The organism is Streptomyces fractus (genome assembly GCF_049844455.1).
Taxonomy (GTDB): Bacteria; Actinomycetota; Actinomycetes; order Streptomycetales; family Streptomycetaceae; genus Streptomyces; species Streptomyces fractus.
The window spans coordinates 8,782,639-8,807,557 of sequence record NZ_JBMYHI010000002.1 but is presented as its reverse complement, the minus strand read 5'-3'; the positions used below and the strand labels follow the sequence as shown (position 1 = coordinate 8,807,557).

General features: G+C 72.1%; 22 protein-coding genes. 9 read left to right on the top strand and 13 right to left on the bottom strand.

Annotation, left to right across the window (positions count from 1 at the left end; genetic code table 11):
* The first annotated feature begins 138 nt into the window (after positions 1-138).
* The 4 genes from egtA to egtD are packed head-to-tail and all read left to right on the top strand — an operon-like array spanning position 139 to position 4,518.
* The gene (gene egtA / locus ACP4E5_RS42120) at positions 139-1,437 is read left to right on the top strand and encodes an ergothioneine biosynthesis glutamate--cysteine ligase EgtA (RefSeq protein ID WP_425839230.1); all 1,299 of its coding nucleotides are present in this window, start codon (positions 139-141) and stop codon (positions 1,435-1,437) included.
* The gene (gene egtB, locus ACP4E5_RS42115; protein ID WP_425839227.1) at positions 1,434-2,783 is read left to right on the top strand and encodes an ergothioneine biosynthesis protein EgtB; all 1,350 of its coding nucleotides are present in this window, start codon (positions 1,434-1,436) and stop codon (positions 2,781-2,783) included. Before egtA ends, egtB begins: the two co-directional genes overlap by 4 nt.
* The gene (egtC, locus tag ACP4E5_RS42110) at positions 2,783-3,547 is read left to right on the top strand and encodes an ergothioneine biosynthesis protein EgtC (RefSeq protein ID WP_425839224.1); all 765 of its coding nucleotides are present in this window, start codon (positions 2,783-2,785) and stop codon (positions 3,545-3,547) included. Before egtB ends, egtC begins: the two co-directional genes overlap by 1 nt.
* Positions 3,544-4,518, top strand: a complete 975-nt coding sequence (gene egtD / locus ACP4E5_RS42105) for an L-histidine N(alpha)-methyltransferase (RefSeq protein WP_425839221.1) — start codon at positions 3,544-3,546, stop codon at positions 4,516-4,518. Before egtC ends, egtD begins: the two co-directional genes overlap by 4 nt.
* Before the next feature lie 29 nt (positions 4,519-4,547).
* Here egtD and ACP4E5_RS42100 read toward each other — a convergent pair whose 3' ends face one another.
* Complete coding sequence (locus ACP4E5_RS42100; protein WP_425839218.1) at positions 4,548-5,414, bottom strand: class I SAM-dependent methyltransferase; 867 nt, start codon at positions 5,412-5,414, stop codon at positions 4,548-4,550.
* A 138-nt stretch (positions 5,415-5,552) separates the two neighbouring features.
* On the opposite strand from ACP4E5_RS42100, the gene ACP4E5_RS42095 reads away from it, so the two are divergent.
* The gene (locus tag ACP4E5_RS42095) at positions 5,553-6,140 is read left to right on the top strand and encodes a TetR family transcriptional regulator (protein WP_425839215.1); all 588 of its coding nucleotides are present in this window, start codon (positions 5,553-5,555) and stop codon (positions 6,138-6,140) included.
* A 29-nt stretch (positions 6,141-6,169) separates the two neighbouring features.
* On the opposite strand, the gene ACP4E5_RS42090 is transcribed toward ACP4E5_RS42095, so the two are convergent.
* Complete coding sequence (locus ACP4E5_RS42090; RefSeq protein ID WP_425839212.1) at positions 6,170-7,450, bottom strand: extracellular solute-binding protein; 1,281 nt, start codon at positions 7,448-7,450, stop codon at positions 6,170-6,172.
* 160 nt (positions 7,451-7,610) lie between these two features.
* The gene (locus tag ACP4E5_RS42085; RefSeq protein ID WP_425839209.1) at positions 7,611-8,135 is read right to left on the bottom strand and encodes a hypothetical protein; all 525 of its coding nucleotides are present in this window, start codon (positions 8,133-8,135) and stop codon (positions 7,611-7,613) included.
* Positions 8,136-8,288: 153 nt separating this feature from the next.
* Between ACP4E5_RS42085 and ACP4E5_RS42080 the strand changes: the two genes are divergently transcribed.
* Positions 8,289-8,507 (top strand): dodecin, encoded by a 219-nt coding sequence (locus ACP4E5_RS42080; RefSeq protein WP_425839206.1) that lies wholly within the window; start codon positions 8,289-8,291, stop codon positions 8,505-8,507.
* Positions 8,508-8,554: 47 nt separating this feature from the next.
* Here the strand turns inward: ACP4E5_RS42080 and ACP4E5_RS42075 are convergent, their stop codons facing one another.
* Positions 8,555-9,043 (bottom strand): phosphatase domain-containing protein, encoded by a 489-nt coding sequence (locus ACP4E5_RS42075; protein ID WP_425839204.1) that lies wholly within the window; start codon positions 9,041-9,043, stop codon positions 8,555-8,557.
* A 74-nt stretch (positions 9,044-9,117) separates the two neighbouring features.
* Here ACP4E5_RS42075 and ACP4E5_RS42070 point away from each other — a divergent pair, with 74 nt between their 5' ends.
* Positions 9,118-10,125, top strand: coding sequence for an MsnO8 family LLM class oxidoreductase (locus ACP4E5_RS42070; RefSeq protein ID WP_425839201.1), 1,008 nt, complete (start codon positions 9,118-9,120; stop codon positions 10,123-10,125).
* On the opposite strand, the gene ACP4E5_RS42065 is transcribed toward ACP4E5_RS42070, so the two are convergent.
* Together ACP4E5_RS42065 and ACP4E5_RS42060 are read right to left on the bottom strand one after the other, a co-directional pair.
* Complete coding sequence (locus ACP4E5_RS42065; protein ID WP_425839199.1) at positions 10,122-11,114, bottom strand: alpha/beta hydrolase; 993 nt, start codon at positions 11,112-11,114, stop codon at positions 10,122-10,124. The two genes, ACP4E5_RS42070 and ACP4E5_RS42065, sit on opposite strands and share 4 nt — an antisense overlap.
* Before the next feature lie 31 nt (positions 11,115-11,145).
* Positions 11,146-12,756 carry a phosphodiester glycosidase family protein gene (locus tag ACP4E5_RS42060; RefSeq protein ID WP_425839196.1) on the bottom strand — a complete coding sequence of 537 codons (1,611 nt, stop codon included), beginning with the start codon at positions 12,754-12,756 and terminating at the stop codon, positions 11,146-11,148.
* Between the two features lie 170 nt (positions 12,757-12,926).
* On the opposite strand from ACP4E5_RS42060, the gene ACP4E5_RS42055 reads away from it, so the two are divergent.
* On the top strand, positions 12,927-15,311 hold the full coding sequence (locus ACP4E5_RS42055; protein WP_425839193.1) for an ATP-binding cassette domain-containing protein: 2,385 nt from the start codon (positions 12,927-12,929) through the stop codon (positions 15,309-15,311).
* Here the strand turns inward: ACP4E5_RS42055 and ACP4E5_RS42050 are convergent.
* From ACP4E5_RS42050 to ACP4E5_RS42030, 5 genes are all read right to left on the bottom strand, one after another.
* Positions 15,296-16,117 (bottom strand): lysophospholipid acyltransferase family protein, encoded by an 822-nt coding sequence (locus ACP4E5_RS42050; protein WP_425839190.1) that lies wholly within the window; start codon positions 16,115-16,117, stop codon positions 15,296-15,298. The genes ACP4E5_RS42055 and ACP4E5_RS42050 overlap by 16 nt on opposite strands.
* Entirely contained in the window at positions 16,114-16,890 is a 777-nt protein-coding gene (locus ACP4E5_RS42045; protein ID WP_425839187.1) for a GNAT family N-acetyltransferase, read from the bottom strand. Before ACP4E5_RS42045 ends, ACP4E5_RS42050 begins: the two co-directional genes overlap by 4 nt.
* A 251-nt stretch (positions 16,891-17,141) precedes the next feature.
* Positions 17,142-17,888: a succinate dehydrogenase/fumarate reductase iron-sulfur subunit gene (locus tag ACP4E5_RS42040; RefSeq protein WP_425839184.1), complete on the bottom strand. Its 747-nt coding sequence runs from the start codon at positions 17,886-17,888 to the stop codon at positions 17,142-17,144.
* A complete protein-coding gene (locus ACP4E5_RS42035; RefSeq protein ID WP_425839181.1) occupies positions 17,885-19,843 on the bottom strand; it encodes a fumarate reductase/succinate dehydrogenase flavoprotein subunit in 1,959 nt (652 codons plus the stop codon). Before ACP4E5_RS42035 ends, ACP4E5_RS42040 begins: the two co-directional genes overlap by 4 nt.
* Before the next feature lie 5 nt (positions 19,844-19,848).
* Positions 19,849-20,520 carry a succinate dehydrogenase gene (locus tag ACP4E5_RS42030; RefSeq protein WP_425839179.1) on the bottom strand — a complete coding sequence of 224 codons (672 nt, stop codon included), beginning with the start codon at positions 20,518-20,520 and terminating at the stop codon, positions 19,849-19,851.
* Between the two features lie 132 nt (positions 20,521-20,652).
* On the opposite strand from ACP4E5_RS42030, the gene ACP4E5_RS42025 reads away from it, so the two are divergent.
* Positions 20,653-21,543, top strand: coding sequence for a LysR family transcriptional regulator (locus ACP4E5_RS42025; protein ID WP_425839176.1), 891 nt, complete (start codon positions 20,653-20,655; stop codon positions 21,541-21,543).
* A gap of 89 nt (positions 21,544-21,632) precedes the next feature.
* Here the strand turns inward: ACP4E5_RS42025 and ACP4E5_RS42020 are convergent, their stop codons facing one another.
* Positions 21,633-23,729 (bottom strand): putative bifunctional diguanylate cyclase/phosphodiesterase, encoded by a 2,097-nt coding sequence (locus tag ACP4E5_RS42020; protein ID WP_425842076.1) that lies wholly within the window; start codon positions 23,727-23,729, stop codon positions 21,633-21,635.
* 140 nt (positions 23,730-23,869) lie between these two features.
* Positions 23,870-24,685, bottom strand: coding sequence for an SAM-dependent methyltransferase (locus ACP4E5_RS42015; RefSeq protein WP_425839173.1), 816 nt, complete (start codon positions 24,683-24,685; stop codon positions 23,870-23,872).
* Between the last annotated feature and the right edge of the window lie 234 nt (positions 24,686-24,919).

The following is a 24,919-nucleotide window of genomic DNA, read 5'->3' as shown; positions in this document are numbered from 1 at the left end:
GCACTCTTGTGCGAGGCGCTCGAACCGTCTTGGGTGGAGGATCTGCGTCGCCCGGAAGGGCCCGGACCACGGGCCGAATCGACGGCATGGCCCCCACCAGGGACCATGGAGAACGTGCGAACCAGGAGGAATCCCCCCATGAGCGAGGGAGACTGTACGGCGCTCGGTGAGCTCATCACCGAGGCCGAGGCGGAGGCCCTGGTACGGGGCATCTGCTTCAAGACCGGACCGCCGCACAAGGTCGGGGTCGAGCTGGAATGGATCGTGCACGAGCCGCGCCCGCTGCTGAAGCCGTGGCTCCCCTTGGCACCCGAACGACTGGACGCGGCTTACGTCGCACTGCGCGCCCTGCCCCTGAGCTCGGCGCTCACCGTGGAACCCGGCGGCCAGCTGGAGCTGAGTTCGCTCCCCGCCGCCGGCCTCAGCGAATGCGTCGCGGCCATGAGAGCCGATCTGAGCGCCGTCCGCACCGCGCTCCGCGGCCACGGACTCACCCTGTCGGGACACGGCACCGACCCGTGGCTCCCGCCTCGGCGCGTCCTCCATCAACCCCGTTACGACGCCCTGGAGGCATCGCTCGACCGGGCCGGGCCCGCCGGCCGCTCCATGATGTGCTCGTCCGCGTCCGTGCAGGTGTGTCTGGACGCGGGGCACGAGGAGCCGGGCCCGCAGGGACTCGGCAGGCGCTGGCGCCTTGCACATCTGCTGGGCGCGGTCCTGGTGGCCGCGTTCGCCAACTCGCCGATGCTGTCCGGCCGTCCGACCGGCTGGCGCTCCACACGGCAGCTGCTGTGGGAGCGGATCGACGTGGGCCGTTCCGGCGGCGTATCCCTCGACTTCGATCCGCGCGAGGCGTGGACGCGGCACGTGCTCGACGCGCCCGTGATGTGCGTGCGCACCGACGACGGGCCGTGGCAGGTGCCGGACGGGCTGACGTTCCGGGAGTGGGCGCGCACGGGCGCGCCCAGGCCACCCACCCGCTCCGATCTCGACTACCACGTGACCACCCTCTTCCCGCCCGTGCGCCCGCGCGGGCACCTCGAACTCCGCATGATCGACGCACAGTCGGGCGACGACGGGTGGGTCGTGCCGCTCGCCGTGACGACCGCACTGTTCGACGATCCGCAGGCCGCCGAGACCGCGTACCGCGCGGTCAAGCCGCTCGCCGAGCGGGCGGGTCCGCTGCCCGCCCCGCACAATCCGCTCTGGCGCGACGCGGCCCGGCTCGGCCTCGCCGATCCCGAGCTGCGCGAGGCCGCCACGGCCTGCTTCACGACGGCGCTGGAGGCGCTGCCGAGGCTCGGCGCGGGCCCGGACGTGCGACAGGCCGTCGCGGACTTCACGCACCGCTACGTCCTCCGCGGCCGCAGCCCCGCCGACGACGTGCTCGACCTGCTCACGCGACAACCCGCTCAGGGGAGGACCGTCACATCATGACCGCTGAGGAGAACGTCACCACGGACCCGGAGGCGCTCCGCGGCCGCGCCGCGGACGCCCTGGAGGCGGCCCGGCGCCGCACGACGCTGCTGACGAGCTGCGTGGACGAGGACCAACTCACCGCCCAGCACTCGCCATTGATGTCGCCGCTCGTCTGGGATCTCGCACACATCGGGAACCAGGAGGAGCAGTGGCTGCTGCGCGCGGTCGCGGGCCAGGAGGCGATCCGTCCCGAGATCGACCCGCTGTACGACGCCTTCGAGCACCCGCGCTCGGAGCGGCCGAGCCTGCCGCTGCTGGCGCCCGAGGAGGCGCGCGGCTACGCGGCGGACGTCCGCGGCCGGGCCTTCGACGTACTGGAGAAGGCCTCGTTCGAGGCGACGGGGGCGCAGCGCCTGACCCGCTCGGGCTTCGCCTTCGGGATGATCGCCCAGCACGAGCAGCAGCACGACGAGACGATGCTGATCACCCATCAGCTGAGGAAGGGAGGCGCGGCGCTCACCGCGCCCGACCCCGAGCCGCTGGACCGGCCGCACGACGGCCCCGCCGAAGTGCTCGTCCCCGGCGGCCCGTTCACGATGGGCACGACGGCCGAGCCGTGGGCCCTGGACAACGAACGTCCGGCGCACACGCGTCTGGTGCCGCCGTTCCACATCGACACGACGCCGGTGACGAACGCCGCGTACATGGAGTTCGTCGAGGAGGGCGGCTACCGCGAGGAGCGCTGGTGGGCGCCGGCCGGCTGGGCAATGGTGCGCGAGCGCGACCTGGAGGCGCCACTGTTCTGGCGCCGTGAGGGCGGGCAGTGGCTGCGCAGGCGGTTCGGGGTGACCGAGCCCGTACCGCCGGACGAGCCGGTGCTGCACGTGAGTTGGTACGAGGCCGATGCCTACGCCCGGTGGGCGGGGCGCCGGCTGCCGACCGAGGAGGAGTGGGAGAAGGCGGCCCGCCACGACCCGGCATCGGGCCGTTCGATGCGCTACCCGTGGGGCGACGCGGACCCGACGCCGGACCGCGCGAACCTGGGCCAGCGCCATCTGCGACCCGCCCCGGCCGGCAGCTACGAACTCGGCGAATCCCCTCTCGGCGTACGGCAGTTGATGGGCGACGTGTGGGAGTGGACGTCGAGCGACTTCCTGCCCTACCCGGGCTTCGTGGCGTATCCGTACCGCGAGTATTCGGAGGTGTTCTTCGGGCCGGAGCACAAGGTGCTGCGGGGCGGCTCGTTCGCCGTGGACGCGGTGGTGTGCCGGGGCACGTTCCGCAACTGGGACCTTCCGGTGCGGCGGCAGATCTTCTCCGGGTTCCGCACGGCCCGCGACGCCGAGCCGCGGGAGCGTGCCTGATGTGCCGTCACCTGGCCTATCTGGGGCCGCCCGTGCCGCTCGGTGAGGTCGTCGACCGGCCGCCGCACAGCCTGTTCCGCCAGTCGTGGGAGCCGCGCAGGCAGCTCCACGGCACGGTCAACGCCGATGGTTTCGGGGTGGGTTGGTACGCGGACGGCGACCCGGTGCCGGCCCGTTACCGCCGCGCCGGGCCCATCTGGGGCGACGCGGCGTACCAGGACCTGGCCCGCGTGGTCCGCTCCGGGGCGCTGCTCGCGGCGGTCCGTGACGCGACGCTCGCCGGGGCGGACGGAGAGGCCGCGGCGGCCCCGTACGCCACCGGCCCCTGGCTGTTCAGCCACAACGGGGCGGTGCCGAACTGGCCGCAGTCCCTGACCTCCCTGGCGCCCACCCTGCCGCCGACGGACCTGCTGACCATGGAGGCCCGCTGCGACGCGGCGTTCCTGTGGGCGCTGGTGCTGCACCGGCTGCGGGCGGGTGCCTCCGAGGACGCCGCGGCGCAGGCGCTCGCCGACACCACCCTGGAGATCGCCGAGGCGGCGCCCACCGCCCGCCTCAACTTCCTTCTCACCAACGGCGAGACGATCACCGCCACGGCCTGGGGCGACACCCTGTGGTACCGCACCGAGCCGGGCCGATCCGTCGTCGTCGCCTCCGAGCCCTACGACGACGATCCGCACTGGATCGAGGTCCCCGACCGCACGCTGCTCGCCGCGAGCCGCACCGACGTCCTGTTGACCCCGCTCAAGGAGCCCTCCGCGTGAGCCCGTTCCGCATGACCCGCACCCTGCCCGAGGACGCGACCGAGGCCGCCCTCCGGGCCGACGTCCTGCACGGCCTGACCAGCACCCCCAAGACGCTCCCGCCGAAGTGGTTCTACGACGCGCGCGGCAGCGAACTCTTCGACGAGATCACCCGGTTGCCCGAGTACTACCCGACCCGCGCCGAGCGCGAAATCCTGCTCGCGCGCGCCCACGAGATCGCGGCCGCGACCGGTGCGCGCACGCTCGTCGAGCTGGGCTCCGGCTCGTCCGACAAGACGCGCCACCTCCTCGACGCGCTCACCGGTCTCACGACGTACGTGCCCGTGGACGTGAGCGAGAGCGCGCTGCGCGGCGCGGCGGACACGCTCATCGCCGAGCGCCCGGCCCTCGACATCCACGCCATGGTCGCCGACTTCACGGCCGCGTTCGACCTGCCGGAGACCCCCGGGCCGCGCCTCGTCGCCTTCCTCGGCGGCACGATCGGCAATCTGCTGCCGAAGGAGCGGGCGGCGTTCCTGACGGCGGTACGCCGCCTGTTGGCGCCCGGCGACTTCCTCCTCCTCGGCACGGACCTGGTGAAGGACGAGGCGACGTTGGTGGCGGCGTACGACGACGCGGCGGGCGTCACGGCCGCGTTCAACAAGAACGTCCTGTCCGTGATGAACCGCGAACTCGGCGCCGACTTCAGCCCGGACGCGTTCGAGCACGTCGCCCTGTGGAACGCCGAGTGCGAGTGGATCGAGATGCGGCTGCGCTCCACCACGGCGCAGACCGTGAAGATCCCGCCCCTCGGCCTCGCGGTCGACTTCGCGGACGGCGAGGAGGTGCGCACGGAGGTCTCGGCGAAGTGCCGCCAGGAGGGCGTGAAGGCGGAACTGCACGATGTAGGGCTCGAGTTGGAGCACTGGTGGACGGACACGGAAGGACGGTTCGCACTTTCACTGAGCAAGGCGTCGACCGACCTGCCCTAGAGCCCGGTCTCCCTTAGAACCTGACCACTCTAGAACCCCACCGCCGGGTCGGCGGGGCGGTCCGCTGTGACCAGCCAGCACGTGCTGCGCAGCCGGACCGTCCCGTCCGCCGCCTCGAACCCGCGCAGGTGGTCCGTCAGGACCCTGCGGGCTCGGGCGCCCGCGCTCGCGTCGGCCTGCTCCATCAGGTGGCGGCCGGGCCCCGTACCCAGCAGGAACTCCGCCACGTCACCGGCTCCGCTCCCCCATGTCCCGTACGCCTGCTCCTGGTTGGCGGTGATGCCGGTGAACCCGGCCGCGGCGAGGACTTCGCGGATGCGGTCCGGCGAGGCGAGGGAGAACATGCCGGGCAGCCCCGGCCGCCCGAAGTCACCGACCGGCAGGACGTCCCGCAGGGACGCCATCGCCGCGACCCAGTCGTTGAGTGCGGCGTCGGCCGGACACACGAAGGCCAGGCGGCCGCCAGGACGCAGCGCCCGTCCGACGTTCGTGAAGGCCGCCTCCGGATCGGCGTAGAACATCACCCCGTATCGGCTGATCGCGGCGTCGAACGCGCCCGCCCCGAAGGGGTGCACCTGCGCGTCGCCCTGCGTGAAGGAGGCGTTGGCGATGCCCTCCTGTGCGGCGCGGGCGCGGGCCTCGGCCAGCATGGGGTCCGACAGGTCGAGGCCCAGCGCGTGCCCCTGGGGCGCCCGGAGCGCGGCGAGGCGCGTGGTCTGCCCGGAGCCGCAGCCGAGGTCGAGGACGCGGTCGTGCGCGGTGAGGGCGGCGGCGTCGAGGAGCGGCTCGTTGAAGCCCTCGTTGACGGCGTTCCAGCGGTCCTGGTGACGGGCCCAGTGGACGCCTTCCGGACCGTTCCACGCCTGCGCCTGCTCTGTGTTGACGATGTCCCGCATGGGTGCCTCCTCGGGTGGAACACGGAGTATGGGCGTATGCCCAAACAGTATGGGCATGCGCCCAAACTGGCAATCCCGGCTACGATCCGAGGGGTCGTGCCCCTCGCGGGCAGCGGAGCCGGAACGGAAGAGGGGCCCATGTCACCGCGCGGAGTGGCGACGCCTGACGTACGCGAGCGACTGTTCGCGGCCGCCGAGCGCGTCGTGCAGAGGGACGGGCCGGGCGCGCTCACCAGCAGGTCCGTCACCACCGAGGCGGGCTGCGCCAAGGGGCTGCTGCACACGCACTTCGCGGGGCTCGACGAGTTCGTGGCCGAGCTCTGCCTCGACCGCTTCGCGCGGACCGCGGCGAAGGCGCGGGCGCTGCCGGGGCTCGCCGGGCAGGGCACGGTCACCGGGAACGTCCACGACGTCGCCCTCGCGCTGTTCGACTCCGGCGGCCCCGCCATCTCGGGCCTCGCCATGACGCGCCCCGCCGCCACGCTGCGCGTCCGCGAGGCCCTGGAGAGCGGGGCGCCCGGCTTCGCGGCGATCCAGGAGGCCGTCAGCGCCTACCTGGAGGCCGAGCGCGGGCTCGGCCGGGTGGCGGGGACCCTCGACGCGGACACGGTGGCCCTGGCCGTCGTCGGCACCGCCCACCATCTCCTGATGACCAGCTGGCCGGGCGCACCCGACCCGCGACCGGCGATGACGCGCCTGGTGGCGTCGTTGGTGGAGAGACCTTGAACGGGCCCTGCTAGCAAGCGAGTTGGGCCCTAGTTCCGCTCGTCGAGCCGGTCGGTGATCTCGCGAGAGGCCCGCTTCGCCTCCGTCGCCGGGTCGCCGCCGGCGAGGACCTTGGACATGTACTCCTTGATGGGGTTGTCGCCGGCCTCCACGTTCGGCCACAGGGGCGAGCCGGGCGTCGCCTTGCCGTGGGCGGCGCCGACGGCCATGGCGGCCACTCCGGGCTCGGCCGCGACGGCGCCGGCCAGCGTGGTCTTGTTCGGTACGTAGTTCATGGTGCGGGCCAGGTCGGTGTTCCACTTCTCTCCGGCCAGCGCCTTCACGACCTCCACGGCGCCCTCGCGGTCGTCGGTGTTCGCCGGCACGACCAGGTCGGAGCCGCCGGTGAACACCGCCCCGGGCCTGCTCGACGTCTTGCCGGGGATCGGGAAGTAGCCCAGTTCGCCCTTGAGTTCCGGGTTCTTCTGGAGGATGCGCTGGGTGGCGCCCGGCACGGAGATGATCTGCGCGATGTCGCCGCGGGCGAACCGCTCGGCCTGCGGCGGGTGTTCCTCGTCGGCATCCTTGGGGCCCCCGCCGAGCGCCTGGAGCTGCTGGTAGAAGGCCATGCCGCGCAGCGCGGCGGGCGTGTCCAGGGTGCCGGACCAGACGCCCGAGGTCTCCTTGGCGAGGCGGCCGCCCTCGTCCCAGATGAATCCGGAGAGCGTGTACCAGTCCTGTCCCGCGAGGTAGATGCCCTGGGTGCCGCCGGAGTTCAACTCCCGGGTCATGTGCAGCCATTGGGCGCGCGTGGTGGGCGGTTCGTCGATGCCGGCCCGCCGGAAGAGGTCCTTGTTGTAGATGACGACGCGGTTGGCCGCGTACCAGGGAATGCCGTACTGCCGGGAGGCGTCGACGCCGGGTTCGGCGAGGCCGGGCAGCCAGTCGTGCATGCCGAGGTCGCGCGCGGACTCCAGGGAGAGGTCGAGCAGGCCGTCCCCCTCGACGTACTGCGGGACCTGGGTGTTGCCGACCTCGATGACGTCGGGCGCGCCGGGCTCGCCGCCGCGTTTCCCGTCGAGCGCCTTGGTGACCTTGGCGCCGATCCCGGTCCAGTCCTGGATCCGGATGTCGAGCGTGACGCCGTCGTGCCGGGCCTCGAAGTCCCGCGTGAAGCGTTTGAGGAAGTCCTCGGACGCACTGCCCCGCATCAGCCACACGGTGACCGACCCCTTGTCCTGTGCCGTGCCGGGGAGGGCCCCGCACCCGGTGAGCAGCGTGCCGGTGGCGAGGAGGGAACCGAAAGTCAGGGCGATGCGGCGGGAGTTCACGTCGGTCACTTTCTGCCTGCGGACAGGGAAGGTCGACCCGACGTGGGGGAAGAGCACACGGCTCGTACGGGTGTTCAGGGAGTTTGGTATAGACCAACGGGAGGGTCAAGGGGTTCGACCCGCCCGAACCCCTCGACCCTCCCGTCACAACGCGCCGCGGTCAGGCGGTCTGCTTGGCCAGACAGGTCGCCAGACGCTTCTCGGCGGTGCCCAGCAGCCGCTTGGCGCGGGCGCGCTCAGCGAGCAGCTGCGGGTCGACCTCGACGCCGTTCAACGCCTGGGAGGCCGCGGCGGCCTCCGTCCGGGCCTGCGCGAGCTCCCGCTCGGCCGTGTCGCGGTCCTTGACGGCCTTCACGTAGTCGGCGCTGTTGGGGTCGAAGCTGTCCTCGTGCTCCAACTCCCGCACCCAGTCGCGCGCTTCGGTGTAGACCGTCGCCTGGTACTCCACCGCGCCGTGCGCCACCTGGTAGGCGTGCTCCAGCTTCTCGATCCGCGCTTCCACCGGCGTGATCCGGGCGTCGAGACGGTCGATCGTGTCCTGGTGGCGGTTGACGGTCGCCTGGTAGCGGTGGCACGGCGCGGGCGCCGCCGTCGACGCGATGGCCTGCGCCGCGCCCGTGGCCCCGAAGGCCATCAGGGTCAGGGTTGCCAGGACAGCGGCGCGGGTGTGTCGGCGGTGAGTCAAGATGAGCCTCTTTCACGGACGAGCGCGCGGACGGGCCGCGCGCGGACAGTTCGGGCGAGACCATTCATGACCGGCGGCCCCTGTCCGCTACGCGGGGTGAACGATGGCGTCACACGGATGGCGGTCCCCGTCTCCCTGCGGCACGGTGGAGGCATGTCGAACCACACGTATCGCGTCACCGAGATCGTCGGCACCTCTCACGAGGGCGTGGACGAGGCGATCCGCAACGGCGTCTCGCGCGCCTCGCAGACCCTGCGCAACCTGGACTGGTTCGAGGTCACGCAGGTCCGCGGGCAGATCGTCGACGGCCAGGTCGAGCACTACCAGGTGGGCATGAAGGTCGGCTTCCGCCTGGACGACGGCGAAGCCTGAGCACGCCCCGCGCTCAGGGCCTGATCGAAACGACCCTAACGACGGGCCTAGGTCCGCCCTTGACGCTCCTGCGCGTCCTTCAGCGCCGCCGACGTGCTCGCCCAGCGTGCCCGTACGACGGTGAATCCGGCGCGCTCCGCCTCGTCGCAGACCAGCTCGTCGTCGTCCACGAGCACCCGGACCTCGCGGTCGCGCGCGAGGCGGCGCAGAACGTCCAGCTTGGTGCGCCGGGCCGGCCTGCGGTCGTCGTCGCGCCGCATGTGGACCGGCCCGTCGGGCAGTCCGTGCGCGGCGAGCCAGGCGACGGTGTCGGCGCGGCACCGCTCCGGGCGCCCGGTCAGATAGACGACGCCGCATTCCCGCGCGTACGAGCGGACGAGCGCGACGCCCTCGGTGAGCGGCGGATCGTGCGGCGCGGCGGCGAAGAACGCGTTCCAGGCGCGCGGCCTGCGCTCCAGGAAACGCTGCCGGTGCGCGGTGTCGGCGAGGGTGCCGTCGAGATCGAACACGGCGAGGGGGCGCGGGTCGCTGGCCATGCCGTTCACCATAGGCGGACGGGACGCGGGCCGGCCCCGGGAATCCCTGGGGCGCCACGGCGTTGAACCAAGGTGTGAGCACCGTGATCGAATCGACCCGTTTCTCCGTCCTGGACCGCTCCCGCACCCGCGAGGGGCACAGCGACCAGGACGCGCTGCGCGACACCGTCTCGCTGGCCCAGGACCTGGAGCGCCTCGGCTACCACCGGCTTTGGGTCTCGGAACACCACGGCGTGCCCGGCGTCGCCGGTTCCGCGCCGACCGTGCTCGCGGCGGCCGTCGCCGCGGCGACGCGCACCATCCGCGTCGGCACCGGCGGCGTCATGCTGCCCAACCACCAGCCGCTGGTCGTGGCCGAGCAGTTCGGGGTCCTCGAGTCGCTCTTCCCCGGCCGGATCGACATGGGGCTCGGCCGCTCCGTCGGGTTCACGGGCGGCGTCCGCAAGGCGCTCGGCCGGGACAAGGACGATGCCGACGACTTCGCGGCGCAGCTCGACGAACTGCTCGCGTTCTTCACCGGCACCTCCTCCACGCGCGTGCACGCACGCCCCGCCGAGGGCCTGGCCGTCCCGCCGTTCGTGCTCGCGATGGGCGAGGGCGCCTCGATCGCCGCCCACGCCGGTCTGCCGATGGTGATCGGCGACTTCCGTTCCCGCGAGAAGATGCTGCGCGGCATTGACCGCTACCGCGCCGAGTTCCGCCCCTCCCCCTGGGCCGCGGAACCGTACGTCGTGATCTCCGGAACGGTCGCCGTGGCGGGCAGCGAGCCGGAGGCGCGCCGGATCCTCGCCCCCGAGGCCTGGTCGATGGCGCACTCGCGCACGCACGGCACGTTCCCGCCGCTGCCGCCCGCCGGGCGCATCGCGGGTCTCGACATGACCGAGAAGGAGCGGGAGCTGTACGAGGCCGGGCTGCGCGGCCACATCGTCGGCACGGAGCAGCAGGTCACCGACGAGCTGGAGAGGGTCATCAAGGAGAGCGGGGCGCAGGAGGTGCTGGTGACGACCAGTACGTACGACCGTGAGGCCCTGCTGGAGTCGCTGCGCCGGCTGGCCAGGATCGCGCGCCTGACGCCCCGCTAATCGCCTGCCTCGAGGGCGTGCAGCAGCATCGGCAGCGACGCGTGCAGTTCGCGCTGCCAGTACGGCCAGGCGTGGGTGCCGGGGCCGTAGAAATTGGTGGTGAGGTGCTTGGCTCCTGCCTTCCTCAACTGGGCGGCCAGGGCGTGGTTCTGGCGGTTGAAGTCGGCCTCCAGGGCGTTGGTGGCGCCCGGCGGGTCCAGCGGGCCCGCGGTGCCGTCTCCGCAGGAGAGGTAGACGGGGAGCGACGTGAGGCGCTTGGCCAGGTAGTACGGGTCGTGGGCGGCCCAGATGTCGCGCTGGGCGACGGGGTCGCCCCAGACCCGCAGGGGATCGTCGCCCTGACCGGCGAAGAAGCCCATGATCCGGCTCGTCGACTCGTCGTTCAGGAGCGGGTGCGCGGAGCCGGAGTACGCCGCGGCCGCCTTGAACATCCCCGGGTGCCGGGCCGCGTACAGGAGCGCGCCCTGGCCGCCCATCGAGAGGCCGGCGACGACGCGGCGGGGGCCCGCGCCCCAGTCGCTCTCCAGGAGGCGGCGCAGATCGCGGGTGTGGAAGGTGTCCCAGGCCGGGTCGCCGCCCCGGCCGTGGTTCCACCAGTCGCTGTACCAGCCGTTCCAGCCCGCCTCGGGCATCACGACGAGGACGTCGCGCAGGGTGTCGACGGAGGCGACGTCCGTCATGTTCGTCCAGGACGTGTAGTCGCCGCAGCAGCCGTGCAGCAGCCACAGGGTGGGCCAGTGCTTGCCGCGGTCGTCCGGGTTCCAGCCGTCGGGGGTGAGCAGGCGGACCTTCACCGTGCGTCCGCCCAGGGCCGATGCGCGTACGGAGAGGTCGACCTGGCGGGCGGCGACCTGGGTGACGTCGACGACCTCCGCGGCGGGCCGGGCCCGCGTGGCGGCGACGGCCGACGGGGCCGGGCCCAGAGTGAGCAGCAGGGCGGCCAGGAGGAGAAGCAGGCGTCTGGTGCGGAGGGTCAGGGCGGCGGTCATGGCGGCTCCCTCGAATCGTCCGGCACGTGCGTCAGTGGGTGTCGGGCAGCACCAACAGGGCGTCCCCGACGGGGCGTTCACCGGTCGCGTCGGACGGGTCGTTGATCACCTGATCGTCGACGACCATCGTGGTCGAGCCGCCACCGTCGAGGTTGATGGCGTCCCGCAGGCCGAGGGACCGGGCGACGTCGGCACTCTCGTTGATGCTCAGGCCGAGGGATCCGGTACCGCGGCCGTCGGCGGTGACGAGCACCGTGCGACCGTCGGCGTCCGTGCCGGCGAGGGTGCGCGGGTTCCGCTTGTGCACCCAGCCGTAGTAGAAGCTCGGGTTGCCGGGCTGGACCATGCCGTCGGTGGCGGGGGTGACGTGGCGGCGGCCGTCGCGGACGAGTTCGGGGCCGCCGTTGAGGATGCCGGTCGAGCGGGAGGCGGTGACGGCGCGCCCCTCGGCGTCCTTCAACCCGCTCTGGATCCGCAGGGGTTGGCCGCTCTTCGCGAGGGCCGCCAGTTGGGCCGTATACGTTCCGGTGGCCTGGACGCTGCGGCCTCCGGCGGGCAGGGCGCCGCCGCGCGGCGAGCGCACCTCGACGACCCGGCCGGTGCGGTCCAGGACGGCTTCCGTGCCTTCGCCCTGCGGGGTCCGCTTGCCGAACTCCGGGGTGAACGCGACGAGTTCGTCGGGGTCGGTGCAGGTGGTGTCGTGCAGCGGACGGGCGGTCGGGGTGTCGTCGGCGGTGCCGCCGCAGTTGCGGATGAGGCCGGGGACGCGGTCGATGCCGTCGAGCGGCAGCTTCGTGCTGCCCGCGCGGACGCTCCCCTGCCAGGTGAACCGCTCGACCCCGGTGCCGCGCGCCGAGTCGTGGACGACGAGGCCGGGCCGGCCGTTCACCGCCTCGCTCAGCAGGCGGCCGTCGTAGACGCCGACGCCGGCCGGGTCGCCGGGTGCGCCCGCCTTGGGGTCGAGGACGAAGAATCCCGCGTTGACCCCGGCCGTCGCGCCCTCGGCCGCGGCGAGCGCGCTGGTCGTCTCGCGGTTCTCCAGGTCCGGTCCGTACGACGCCTTCAGGCCGCCGTGGAACTTCTTCGGGTCGATGGTGAGGACGTCGACGCGCCAGGGCCCGCGGTCCCCCGCGTTCCCGTCCCAGCCGGTGTACCAGGCAGATCCGGTGTATCCGGCGGCGCGCAGGCGGGTGCGTTCGGCGGTCGCGGCGGCCTCGGTCGGGAACGTGCCGACGCGGACCCGCCAGCCGAGGGTGCCGCCCGCGTAGTCGGCGGTCGCCGCGGTGGTGACCTTCTCCGACCGGGCTTCGAAGCCGCCCGAGCGCAGGCCGGAGGCGAGTTCGGCGGCGCTGACCTCGTCCTTGAGGGCGGTCGGTGGCGCGTCCGGGTCGGGCGATCCGGCGCCGCCCGGGATGGAGACCTCGACGGTCCACGCCATGGCGGGGGCGTCGGCGCCACGCACGATCCGGGTGAGCGTGACGCCCGGCTGGAGGGTGCGCGTCGTGCGGGTCTCGGACAGGTCGGAGGCGCCGAGCGGCAGCCCGCCGTGCCGGGCCCCGGAGGAGGTGGCCGGTGCGGGTGCCGCGCCCACGAGGGCGAGAGCGCACAACGCCGCGCCCGCGCCGAACAGTCTGCCGTTCACACGCCCCCCACTGCTCGAATGACGACCTCCGTAACCGTGCGTGAGCCCATGACAAGCAGTCAAGGCATGTGCACATCATTCATCGGGCGTTCTCCGTGCCGCCTCCCGCACGCCCGTGGTGGATCATGGGGTAGGCAGCAGCGACAGCCGTACGACCGGGAGCCCGCCCCATGCACCACCCCACCTCGCCCGACCCCCGCCACGACGGTCTCGTGCGGGTGCGCGGCGCCCGCGAGCACAACCTCAAGGGCGTCGACGTGGACGTCCCCCGGGACGTCCTCGCGGTCTTCACGGGGGTGTCAGGATCGGGCAAGTCCTCGCTCGCCTTCGGCACGATCTACGCGGAGGCGCAGCGCCGCTACTTCGAGTCGGTCGCCCCGTACGCGCGCCGGCTCATTCACCAGGTCGGCGCGCCGAAGGTCGGCGAGATCAGCGGGTTGCCGCCCGCGGTGTCGCTGCAGCAGAGCCGTTCGGCGCCGACGTCCCGTTCCTCGGTCGGCACGGTGACGACGCTGTCGAACTCGCTGCGGATGCTGTTCTCTCGGGCCGGTACGTATCCGGCGGGCGCCGAGCGGCTGGATTCCGACGCCTTCTCGTCGAACACGGCGGCCGGGGCGTGCCCCGCCTGCCACGGGCTCGGTCAAGTGCACCGCACCACCGAGGAGTTGCTGGTTCCCGACCCCTCCCTGTCGATCCGCGAAGGGGCCATCGCGGCGTGGCCGGGCGCCTGGCAGGGCAAGAACCTGCGCGACGTCCTCGACGCGCTCGGATACGAAGTCGACCGGCCGTGGCGGGAGTTGGCGCAGGCCGACCGGGACTGGATCCTGTTCACGGACGAGCAGCCGGTGGTGACCGTGCACCCGGTGCGGGACGCGGGCCGCATCCACCGCCCGTACCAGGGCACGTACATGAGCGCGAACCGGTACGTGCTCAAGACCTTCTCGGACTCCAAGAGCCAGTCGCTGCGCGCCAAGGCGGAGAAGTTCCTGGAGAGCACGCCCTGCCCGTCCTGCGGAGGTGCCCGGCTGCGCGCGGAGGCCCTCGCCGTCACCTTCGCGGGCCGTACGATCGCCGATCTCGCCGGTGTCCCGCTCGCGGACCTCGCCGAGCTGCTGGCCGCCGAGGGCGACACGTCCGAGACGGCGCGCGTACTCACCGAGGATCTGCGGGCCCGCATCGCCACGGTCACGGAGCTCGGCCTCGGCTATCTCAGCCTCGACCGGTCGACCCCCACCCTGTCGGCGGGCGAGCTCCAACGGCTGCGCCTGGCCACTCAGTTGAGGTCAGGGCTGTTCGGTGTCGTGTACGTTCTCGACGAGCCGTCGGCCGGACTCCACCCCGCCGACACCGAGTCCCTGCTCACCGTCCTGGACCGGCTGAAGTCGTCCGGCAACTCCGTGTTCGTGGTCGAGCACCACCTGGACGTGATGCGGCACGCCGACTGGCTGGTCGACGTCGGCCCGCGGGCCGGGGAGCACGGCGGCCGGGTGCTGCACAGCGGACCGGTGGACGGGCTGCGCGAGGTCGCGGAGTCGGCGACGGCCCGTTACCTCTTCGACGACACACCGCCCGCGGAACGCCAAGTCCGCTCCCCCGCCGGATGGTTGAAGGTCGGCCCGGTGACCCGGCACAACCTGCGCGGGGTCAGCGCCGAGCTCCCCCTGGGCGCCTTCACCGCCGTGACGGGCGTCTCCGGGTCCGGGAAGTCGACGCTGATCGGCGAGATCACCGAGGATCTGGAGGGTGTCGGCCGGCTCGTGGTCGTCGACCAGAAGCCGATCGGGCGCACACCGCGCTCCAACCTGGCCACCTACACGGGCCTGTTCGACGTCGTCCGCAAGGTGTTCGCGGCGACCGACGAGGCGAAGGCGCGCGGCTACGGCGTCGGCCGCTTCTCGTTCAACGTCACCGGCGGGCGCTGCGAGACCTGCCAGGGCGAGGGCTTCGTCAGCGTGGAGCTGCTGTTCCTGCCGAGCACGTACACGCCGTGCCCGGACTGCGCGGGCGCCCGCTACAACCCCGAGACACTCGAAGTCACCTACCGGGGGCGGAACATCGCCGAGGTCCTCGACCTGACGGTGGAGTCGGCGGCGGAGTTCTTCGAGGCGGCGGACGACAGGACGGCCGCCGCGGCGCGGCCCGTGCTGCGCAGCCTGCGCACGCTGCTCGACGTCGGTCTCGGCTATCTGCGGCTCGGGCAGCCGGCCACCGAGCTGTCGGGCGGCGAGGCCCAACGCATCAAGCTGGCCAGCGAGTTGCAGCGGGTGCGGCGCGGCCACACCCTGTACCTGCTCGACGAGCCGACGACCGGCCTGCATCCGGCGGACGTGGAGGTGCTGCTGCGCCAGTTGGGCGGGCTCGTCGACGCGGGGCACTCCGTGGTCGTCGTCGAGCACGACATGGCGGTGGTCGCCGGGGCGGACTGGGTGATCGACATGGGTCCCGGCGGCGGGGCCGCGGGCGGGCGGGTCGTCGTGGCGGGTCCTCCGTCCGTAGTGGCCTCCGAGCCCGCGAGCCGCACCGGGGTCTACCTGCGGCGTCAGCTGGGTGTCTGAGTAGTGGTGAGTGCCGGTGGCCCGTGCGGTGCGCGCCTCCCCGACGCGTCCTGCGCCGCGCCGGCCAACGCCCTGCGGTCCGCGTGGAGGCCCGCGGCGAGCACCGGGCGGACCTCCACGTGGGCCACGATCCGCCGCGCGGAGGCGACCCGCCACAGGGCCGCGAACAGGGTGTCGTCGCCGACGAACGCGGGGGCGGTGCTGACCGTGCCGTCCGGCAGGAAGTAGCCGAGCCGCACCGGCTGCACCGGTGTGCCCGCGTCCAGGGCGGCCTGGAACGCGGCCCGGCGGAAGGTCCCCCGGGCCCGGCCGCACCAGGTACTGCCCTCCGGGAACACCGCCACCGCGCCGCCCCGCCCGAGGACCTCGGCGAGCCGGGCCACCGTGCCGGGCAGCGCCCGCAGCCGGTCGCGGTCGAGGAAGACCACGCCCGCCCGCGCCGCCAGGAAACCGGCGACCGGCCACCGCCTGATCTCCTTCTTGGCCACCATGCGGGCCGGCCGGACGGCGGCGAGCAGCGGGATGTCCATCCACGAGATGTGGTTGGCGACCACCAGCAAGCCGCCGGTGGGCGGCGCCGCGCCGGTCAGGTGCAGCCGCACCCCGGTGGCGCGCACGACCGCCCGGGCAAACAGGCGCACGCCGCCCGCGGGCACCCACCGGCCGACCGGCAGGAACACGACGCCCACGAGCAGCACCGCGAGCAGCGCCGCGAGACGCAGCACCGCACGCGGCACCCGCACGCCCGCGCTCTCGTCCCCCAGGCACGCGCTGGAGCAGGGCGCGGTGGGCAGCCAGACGCTCATCGGGCCGGGGCGAGCGAGAGGAAGTGGTTCAGGTAGCGCGGATTCATCCGGCGCATCGACAGGAGCACGTACAGGTCGGCGACCCCGAAGTCGGGGTCGTGGGCGGGCGCTCCGCACACCCAGGCGCCGAGCCGCGTGTAGCCGTGCAGCAGGGCCGGGAGCGCGGTGCGTCCGGCGGGGCGGGCGACGTCGTCAGGACGCCAGGCCCGCAGCGGGGTCACCCGGTACTCCTCGGGCGCGAGGTGTGCGGCGCGCACCCGGTCCCAGGTCGCCGCGGCCAGTGCGCCGCCGTCGGCGAGCGGGATCGAGCAGCAGCCCGCGAGCCACTCGTGGCCGCGGTCGACCATGTAGCGGGCGATGGCCGCCCATATCAGGCCGATGACGGCGCCGTCGCGGTGGTCGGGGTGCACACAGGATCGCCCGACCTCGACGAGGTCCGGGCGAATCGGGGCGAGCGACCTGAGGTCGAACTCGCCCTCGGAGTACAGCCGGCCGACCTCGGCGGCGCGCGCTGGCGGCAGCAGGCGGTAGGTGCCGACGACGTGTCCGGTGGGCGCCTCGCGCACCAGCAGGTGGTCGCAGTGGGCGTCGAACATGTCGACGTCGAGTCCGGGTCGCGGGGTGTCGAGCCGGGCGCCCATTTCGAGGGCGAAGACATCGTGGCGCAGCCGTTGGGCGGCGCGGACATCGGCCGCGTCCCGGGTGAGGGAGACGGTGTAGCGGGTGGGGGTGACGGGGCGTGCGGGGCGGTCGAGCGTACGTGCGCCGGTCATGACTGACTCCTGGTCACGTGCCTGTCGGCGGAGTTGGGGGCCGACGTGGTGCGGCCTTCCCCTCAGTTCTTCCGATCCCGGTTGGCGTGTACGTGACCAGCGCATCGTGCGCGGATGTGGGGAGGTTGAATGCCCGGGGTGGCCCGGGCGCCCGGCGTGGCACGGAAAGCGATGACGGGACCGGAGGTTGAGCACCACGCCGGTCCCGCCCACCCCGCGCTCTTCGCGGGACGCTTGTCGCGCTTTCCGGATCAGCGGCTGACCTTGCGGTTCGCGCGCAGCCACTCCTTGTTCATGCTGGTGATGGAGAACAGCGGGATGCCCTTCGGGCAGGCCGTCGCGCACTCGCCGGTGAGCGTGCAGCCGCCGAAGCCCTCCTCGTCCATCTGACCCACCATGTCGAGGACGCGGGTCTCGCGCTCGGGCGCGCCCTGCGGCAGCACGTTGAGGTGGTTGATCTTCGCCGAAGTGAACAGCATGGCCGCGCCGTTGGGGCAGGCGGCCACACACGCGCCGCAGCCGATGCACTCGGCGTGCTCGAAGGAGAAGTCCGCGTCGGGCTTGGGCACCGGTGTGCTGTGCGCCTCGGGGGCGGCGCCCGTCGGGGCCGTGATGTAGCCGCCGGCCTGGATGATCCGGTCGAACGCCGAGCGGTCCACGACCAGGTCCTTCACGACCGGGAAGGCGGAGGCGCGCCACGGCTCGATGTCGATCGTGTCGCCGTCCTTGAAGGACCGCATGTGCAGCTGACAGGTGGTGGTGCGCTCCGGGCCGTGCGCGTCGCCGTTGATGACGAGCGAGCAGGCGCCGCAGATGCCCTCGCGGCAGTCGTGGTCGAAGGCGACCGGGTCCTCGCCCTTGAGGATGAGCTCCTCGTTGAGGGTGTCGAGCATCTCCAGGAACGACATGTCCTGACTGATCCCGTCCACGTCGTAGGTGGACATGGCGCCTTCGGCGTCGGCGTTCTTCTGGCGCCAGACGCGCAGGGTGAGCTTCATGCGTAGCTCCGCTGAGTGGGGTGGACGTACTCGAAGACGAGGTCTTCCTTGTGCAGGGTGGGGGCCGCGCCGGTGCCGGTGAACTCCCAGGCCGCCGCGTAGGAGAACTCCTCGTCGACACGGGCGGCCTCGCCGTCCGGGGTCTGCGACTCCTCGCGGAAGTGGCCGCCGCAGGACTCGGCGCGGTGCAGCGCGTCGAGGCACATCAGCTCGGCGAGTTCGATGTAGTCGATGATGCGGTTGGCCTTCTCCAGGGACTGGTTGAACTCCTCGCCGGTGCCGGGCACCTTGATGCGGCGCCAGAACTCCTCGCGGATCTGCGGGATCCGGTCGAGGGCCTTGCGCAGCCCGGCGTCGGTGCGGGCCATGCCGCAGAACTCCCACATGAGCTCGCCGAGTTCACGGTGGAAGGAGTCGGGCGTGCGGTCCCCGTCGACGGCGAGCAGCTTCGCGAGCCGCTCCTCGGTCTCGCGCACGACCTCGACGGTGGCCGGGTGGTCGGCGTCGACCTCGTCCTTGTGCGGGTGCTTGGCGAGGTAGTCGTTGATGGTGGCCGGGAGGACGAAGTAGCCGTCCGCGAGGCCCTGCATCAGCGCGGAGGCGCCGAGCCGGTTGGCGCCGTGGTCGGAGAAGTTGGCCTCGCCGATCGCGAACAGGCCGGGGATCGTGGTCTGAAGGTCGTAGTCGACCCAGAGGCCGCCCATCGTGTAGTGCACGGCGGGGTAGATCCGCATCGGCGTCCTGTACGGGTCCTCGTCGGTGATCCGCGCGTACATGTCGAAGAGGTTGCCGTACTTGGCCTCGACGGCCTTCTTGCCCATCCGCTCGATGGCATCGGCGAAGTCGAGGTACACACCCTGACCGCCGGGGCCCACTCCCCTGCCCTCGTCGCACACGTTCTTCGCGGCGCGGGAGGCGATGTCACGGGGCACGAGGTTGCCGAACGCCGGGTAGATGCGCTCCAGGTAGTAGTCGCGCTCGTCCTCGGGGATCTCGCCCGCGGGACGTGTGTCGCCCTTCGCCTTCGGCACCCAGATGCGGCCGTCGTTGCGCAGCGACTCCGACATCAGCGTCAGCTTCGACTGGTGGTCGCCGGTGCGCGGGATGCAGGTGGGGTGGATCTGCGTGAAGCACGGGTTGGCGAAGTAGGCGCCGCGTCGGTGGGCGCGCCAGATGGCAGTGGCATTGCTGTTCATGGCGTTGGTCGACAGATAGAAGACGTTGCCGTAGCCGCCGGATGCGAGCACGACGGCGTCCGCGAAGTACGTGTCGATCTTGCCGGTGATCAGGTCGCGGGCGACGATGCCGCGGGCCTTGCCGTCGACGATGACGAGGTCGAGCATCTCGGTGCGCGGGTGCAACTCGATGTTCCCGGCGGCGACTTGGCGGCTGAGCGCCTGGTACGCGCCGAGCAGCAGCTGCTGTCCCGTCTGGCCGCGGGCGTAGAACGTACGGGACACCTGCACACCGCCGAAGGAGCGGGTGTCGAGGAGGCCGCCGTACTCGCGGGCGAACGGCACACCCTGCGCGACGCACTGGTCGATGATCTCGACGGAGATCTGCGCGAGCCGGTGGACGTTCGACTCGCGGGCGCGGAAGTCGCCGCCCTTGACGGTGTCGTAGAAGAGGCGGTGCACCGAGTCGCCGTCGTTGCGGTAGTTCTTCGCGGCGTTGATGCCGCCCTGCGCGGCGATCGAGTGGGCGCGGCGCGGCGAGTCCTGGTAGCAGAACTGGACGACGTGGTAGCCCTGTTCGGCCAGTGTGGCGCCCGCCGAGCCGCCGGCGAGTCCGGTGCCGACGACGATGACGGTGTGCTTGCGCCGGTTGGCCGGGTTGACCAGCTTGGCCTCGAAGCGGCGGGTGTCCCAGCGCTCGTTGACCGGCCCTTGCGGGGCCTTGGTGTCGACGACGGGTTCGCCGGTTGTGTAGTCCGCGTATTCCCTGGACGTGGTCATGTTCTTCAGCTCACCAATCCGGTCATGACGCCCACCGGCACGGCGATGAAGCCGAGGGTGAGCACTACGGCGAGTACGTTGCCGACGGTCTTCAGGACGCGGTCGCGGGTGCGGCTGCCGACGCCGAGGGTCTGCGCGGCGCTCCAGAACCCGTGCTGGATGTGCAGGCCGAGGGCGAGCATCGCGACGATGTAGATGACGTTGCTGTACCACGTCGAGAACGTGTCGATGAGGTTCTGGTACGGGTGCAGGTGCTGGTAGCCGCCGGGGTGCACGGTGCCGGTCGTCAGGTCGAGGATGTGCCAGACGATGAACAGGCCGAGGATGATGCCGCCCCAGCGCATGGTGCGCGTGGCGTAGCTCGAACCCGCCTTCTTGTGCGCGTACTTGCTGGGGCGCGCCTTGATGCCTCGGCGGCTGAGCTGGTACGCGGAGGTCGCGTGCGCCACGACGGCGACGACGAGCACGATGCGTACGAGCCACAGGCCCCACTCGTAGTGCAGGACCGGCTCGCCCATGGTGCGCAGCCAGTGCGCGTAGTGGTTCATCTCCGGCGGGCCGAAGAAGACCTTGAGGTTTCCGATCATGTGCGCGACCAGGTAGAGCAGCATGACGAGCCCGCTCACCGCCATGACTGTCTTCTTGCCGACGGAGCTGTCCCAGACAGTGCGTGCCATGGACGGCCGTCGGTCCGTCCGCGTTGCCAGAGCCATGGGTCAAGACGCTAGAGCCCAAAGGCCCGATCGGTCCAAGACATGGTCCGCCTCATTTCGATAGGCATTCGCTATCGAGGGTCTATGGTGGTCGGTATGCAGTTCCAGCAGCTCCAGTACTTCGTCGCGGTCGCGGAGACCCGGCACTTCACGCGCGCCGCCGAGCTGGTGCATGTCGCCCAGCCGTCGCTGTCCCAGCAGATCCGGGCGCTCGAGCGGGAGCTGGGGGTCGACCTCTTCCTGCGGGCCCGCGGCAACATCTCGCTGACCGACGCCGGGGAGGCGCTGCTCCCGCTCGCCCGCCGCATCCTCGCCGACGCGGACACGGCGCGGCACGAGGTGCAGGAGCTGGCGCAGCTCAAGCGGGGGCGGGTGCGGCTCGGCGCGACGCCGTCACTGTGCACGGGCCTGCTGCCGGACGTGCTGCGGTCCTTCCACGACCGCTACCCCGGGATTCAGCTCATGATCGAGGAGGGCGGTTCGCACGACCTCGTACGTGAGCTGGCGCGTGGCGCCCTCGACCTCGCGCTCGTCGTGCTCCCGCTGCCGGCGCCGGCGCCCGCCCTCACGACGGTGGAGCTGCTGCGCGAGGAACTGGTGGTGGTGTCGTCACAGGACGCGCCCACGCCGGGGCGGGGCCGGAAGTCCGTGCGGATCTCCGACCTGGAGGGCGAGCGGCTCGTCATGTTCCGGCACGGGTACGACCTGCGGGAGCTGACCGTCGCCGCGTGCCGGGGCGAGGGGTTCGAGCCGGACTTCGCGGTCGAGGGCGGCGAGATGGACGCGGTGCTCGGGTTCGTGCGGGCCGGGCTCGGGGTGGCGGTGGTGCCGTGGATGGTGGCGCACCGGGCCGGGGCGGATCTGCGCGTGACGCCCTTGGCCAAGCCCGGCCTGAGCCGCACGATCGCGCTCGCGCACCGCTCGGACGTGGCGCCGCCACGCGCTGCGCGCGAGCTTCAGCGGATGCTCTTGGAGGGGCGGGAGTGACGGGTGCGGTCACCCGGCGCACGGTCGCGGGGCTCCGCCCCGGACCCCGCGCCTCAATCGCCGGCGGGGCTTGATTTGCCCGGGCTTGATCACCCCGTCGCGTCCGCCAGGGCCAGTTCGTGGAGGCGGTCCGGAGGACCTGGCCGGGCGTAGTACCAGCCCTGGGCCGTGTCACACCCGAGGTGGCGGAGCTGCTCGGCCTGCGCACCCGTCTCGACGCCCTCGACCGTGACCGAGAGGTCGAGGCTGTGGGCGAGCGAGACGATGCCCTCGACGATCTTCAGGTCGACGGGGTCCGCGGGGAACTGCTGCATGCCCTGCGTGAAGGAGCGGTCGAGTTTCAGGACGTTGACGGGCAGCCGGCGCAGGTTCGCCAGGTTCGAGTAGCCGGTGCCGAAGTCGTCGAGGGCGATGTCAACGCCCATCTCGGAGAGCCGCCTGAGGGGCTTGAGGAGGTCGTCGTCCGCGCCGATCAGCGCCGACTCCGTCACTTCGAGGCACAGCGCGTCCGGTTCGAGCCCGAAGCGCTCCAGGATGTCGACGGTGTCCGCCACCAGGCCCGCGTGGGTCAACTGCATCGGGGACAGGTTGACGTTGATGCGGAACGGGCCCGCCTCCTCGTACCGGTCCTGCCAGACCCGCGCCTGCCGGACCGATTCTTCGAGGACCCAGCGCCCGAGCGGCACGATCAGTCCCGTGTGCTCGGCGAGCGGGATGAAACGGTCGGGGCCGAGCACGCCGTGCTGCGGGTGCAGCCAGCGGACCAGGGCCTCCGCGCCGCGCACGCTGCCGTCGCCGAGGTGCACCAGAGGCTGGTACTCGATGAAGAACTCGCCGCGGTCCAGGGCCGCGGGCAGCGCCGTCGTCAGCCCGTGCCGCGTGATGGCGCGGGCGTCGGCCTCGGGGTCGGCCAGCTCGTAGCGGTTGCCGCCCGCGGACTTGGCCCGGTACATCGTGATGTCGGCGCTGCGCAGCACCTCGGCGGGGCTGCGCTCGGCGGCCGGGCCCTCGACGATGCCGACCGAGCCGCGCACGGTCAGCTCGCGGCCGTCGATGCGGATGGGGGTGGCCAGGGCGTGCATGATGCGCTCGGCCAGCTCGTCGACCTCGGCCTGCGTGTCCTTGCCGGTGGTCAGCGCCACGAACTCGTCGCCGCCGAGCCGGGCGACCATCTCGCCGGGGGCGGTGGCGCAGGCCTGGAGGCGGTCGGCGACCTCGACGAGGAGCCGGTCGCCCGCCGCGTGGCCGAGGCTGTCGTTGATGGTCTTGAAGCCGTCGAGGTCGAGGTAGCACAGGCCGAAGCGCATGCCCTCGCCCGCGCCGAGGACCTTCTCCAGGCGCTCGAAGAACAGGGTGCGGTTGGGGAGCCCGGTGAGCGCGTCGTGGGTGGCCTCGTAGCGCAGCCGCAGGTTCAGCAGGCGGCGCTCGGTCACGTCCTCCATGAGCGCGAGCTGGTACTGGGGGGCGCCGTCCGCGTCGCGCAGCAGCGAGACCGTCAGGTTCGTCCACAGGGCGGTGCCGTCCGGGCGTGAGTACGCCTTGTCCACCCGGTAGTGCTCGCGCTCGCCCTGCACCAGCTCGTGGTACATGCGCCAGATGTGCGGGGCGTCCTCGGGGTGGGTCAGCTCGTGGGCCTTGCGCTTGAGCAGCTGCTGCCTGCTGCCGCCGAACATCCGCACCATCGTCTCGTTGACCTCGAGGATGGTGCCATCGAGGTCGGCGATGCCGATGCCGATCGCGGCGCCGTGGAACACCGCGCGGAACTTGGCCTCGCTCGCGTGCAGGGCTTCGGCGACGGCGCTGCGGGCGTCGAGCGCGGCCCGCGATATGGCCTCCTGTTCGGCGCGGGTGCGCTCCCGCAGCGCCGTCGCGAACCCGGCGGCCAGCGCGTGCTGGATGCGGACGCAGCGCGAGCGCAGTTCCTCCGCACGCTCCGCTGAGGGCGCCTCTTCGCCGCAGTGCCGGACGAGATGCGTCTCCACCACGTCGAGGGTGTGGGTGAGCGCCTCGGGGTCGGTGCAGTGGGCGGCGACCAGAGCCGCGCCGACGGCCCGCGCCTCCGCGCCGTCCAGGGCGCGCGCGGCCAGGACGGTACGCAATCGGCGTGCGAGCGGCACGAGTTCCGCCTCGAACTCGTGCCGGGTCAGCGAGGTCGCCGTGACCGGGAAGATCGCCCGGCTCCAGATCGTGGCGAACCCGCGGACTCTGTCCTCCGGACCGCCCGACGCCTCACCGCCGGCGCCGTCGTCGGTCCGCGCCGGCCTGCCCTTGCGGCCGGATTTCCCGGCCGGGGGTCCGGGGTTCGTGCCCCGGGAGGATGCAGCACTCACGCTTTGCGCCCCACTCCCACATAGCCCGCGAAGGTGTACGGGTCCTCGTCCTCCGGGGCGGTGTCGGGCCGCCACACCGGCATCGCCACGATGCCCGGTTCGACGACCTCGTACCCCTTGAAGAACCGTTTGACCTCGTCGCGGTTCCGCATGATCAGCGGATTGCGGACATCGTTTCGATAGACGTCGACCATCCCGTCCGCCCGCTCCGTCTCTATGGGCATGCCCTCATTGGAGGCATGCGTCACGATGAGCAGGCTGCCCGGTGCGAGCGCCTCGCTGAGTTCGGCCACGGCCGCGTACGGGTCGTCGGCCTCCTCGATGAAGTGCAGTACGGCGACGAGGAGCAGGGCCACCGGCCGCTCCAGGTCGATCAGTTCGGCGACCTCGGGGCTCTCCAGGATCTCCCGCGGCCTCCGCAGGTCCGCCGTGACGACGCCCGTGTGCGGGACGTCCTCGAGGACCGCCCTGCTGTGCGCGACGGCGACCGGGTCGTGATCGACGTACACGACGCTCGCGCCGGGGCTCGCCTGCTGGGCCACTTCGTGCACGTTGCCGAACGTCGGGATGCCGGAGCCGATGTCGAGGAACTGCGTGATGCCGAGGTCGGCGGCGTACCGCACGGCCCGGCGCATGAACGCCCGGTTCGCCTGCATGATCTTCGGCAGCCCCGGCAGGAACTCGATGGCCTTGCGGGCGGCCTCCCGGTCGACCTCGAAGTTGTGCGAACCGCCCAGGTAGAAGTCGTAAATACGGGACACACTGGGCACCGTGATGTCGATGCCCTGTGGGGCCCAGGCGGGACGCTGCATCAAGGTCTCCATGGCGTAGGCGAGCCGGTGTTCGAGCAGAGGCTACTGATCCACCGCCAATGGAGCGAGTCAAAACGGAAATTGACCGTCCGTTCCCGGTCACTGCCTCCGTCACGTGCCAAACGGCAACGATCCGAAACCATCCCGAAACCTTCTCTTTCCTCGACGAAAAGAACCGGCCCGCTCCCTCCACACGGCCTGACCTGGCCTTGCGGGGAACGGACCGGCAACGAG

Bases quoted from the DNA above. Each gene is read 5' to 3' on its own strand.
- egtA (WP_425839230.1), top strand. From the start codon at position 139: ATGAGCGAGGGAGACTGTACGGCGCTCGGTGAGCTCATCACCGAGGCC.
- egtB (WP_425839227.1), top strand. From the start codon at position 1,434: ATGACCGCTGAGGAGAACGTCACCACGGACCCGGAGGCGCTCCGCGGC.
- egtC (WP_425839224.1), top strand. From the start codon at position 2,783: ATGTGCCGTCACCTGGCCTATCTGGGGCCGCCCGTGCCGCTCGGTGAG.
- ACP4E5_RS42100 (WP_425839218.1), bottom strand. From the start codon at position 5,414: ATGCGGGACATCGTCAACACAGAGCAGGCGCAGGCGTGGAACGGTCCG.
- ACP4E5_RS42095 (WP_425839215.1), top strand. From the start codon at position 5,553: ATGTCACCGCGCGGAGTGGCGACGCCTGACGTACGCGAGCGACTGTTC.
- ACP4E5_RS42080 (WP_425839206.1), top strand. From the start codon at position 8,289: ATGTCGAACCACACGTATCGCGTCACCGAGATCGTCGGCACCTCTCAC.
- ACP4E5_RS42075 (WP_425839204.1), bottom strand. From the start codon at position 9,043: ATGGCCAGCGACCCGCGCCCCCTCGCCGTGTTCGATCTCGACGGCACC.
- ACP4E5_RS42065 (WP_425839199.1), bottom strand. From the start codon at position 11,114: ATGACCGCCGCCCTGACCCTCCGCACCAGACGCCTGCTTCTCCTCCTG.
- ACP4E5_RS42055 (WP_425839193.1), top strand. From the start codon at position 12,927: ATGCACCACCCCACCTCGCCCGACCCCCGCCACGACGGTCTCGTGCGG.
- ACP4E5_RS42050 (WP_425839190.1), bottom strand. From the start codon at position 16,117: ATGAGCGTCTGGCTGCCCACCGCGCCCTGCTCCAGCGCGTGCCTGGGG.
- ACP4E5_RS42045 (WP_425839187.1), bottom strand. From the start codon at position 16,890: ATGACCGGCGCACGTACGCTCGACCGCCCCGCACGCCCCGTCACCCCC.
- ACP4E5_RS42040 (WP_425839184.1), bottom strand. From the start codon at position 17,888: ATGAAGCTCACCCTGCGCGTCTGGCGCCAGAAGAACGCCGACGCCGAA.
- ACP4E5_RS42035 (WP_425839181.1), bottom strand. From the start codon at position 19,843: ATGACCACGTCCAGGGAATACGCGGACTACACAACCGGCGAACCCGTC.
- ACP4E5_RS42030 (WP_425839179.1), bottom strand. From the start codon at position 20,520: ATGGCACGCACTGTCTGGGACAGCTCCGTCGGCAAGAAGACAGTCATG.
- ACP4E5_RS42025 (WP_425839176.1), top strand. From the start codon at position 20,653: ATGCAGTTCCAGCAGCTCCAGTACTTCGTCGCGGTCGCGGAGACCCGG.
- ACP4E5_RS42015 (WP_425839173.1), bottom strand. From the start codon at position 24,685: ATGCAGCGTCCCGCCTGGGCCCCACAGGGCATCGACATCACGGTGCCC.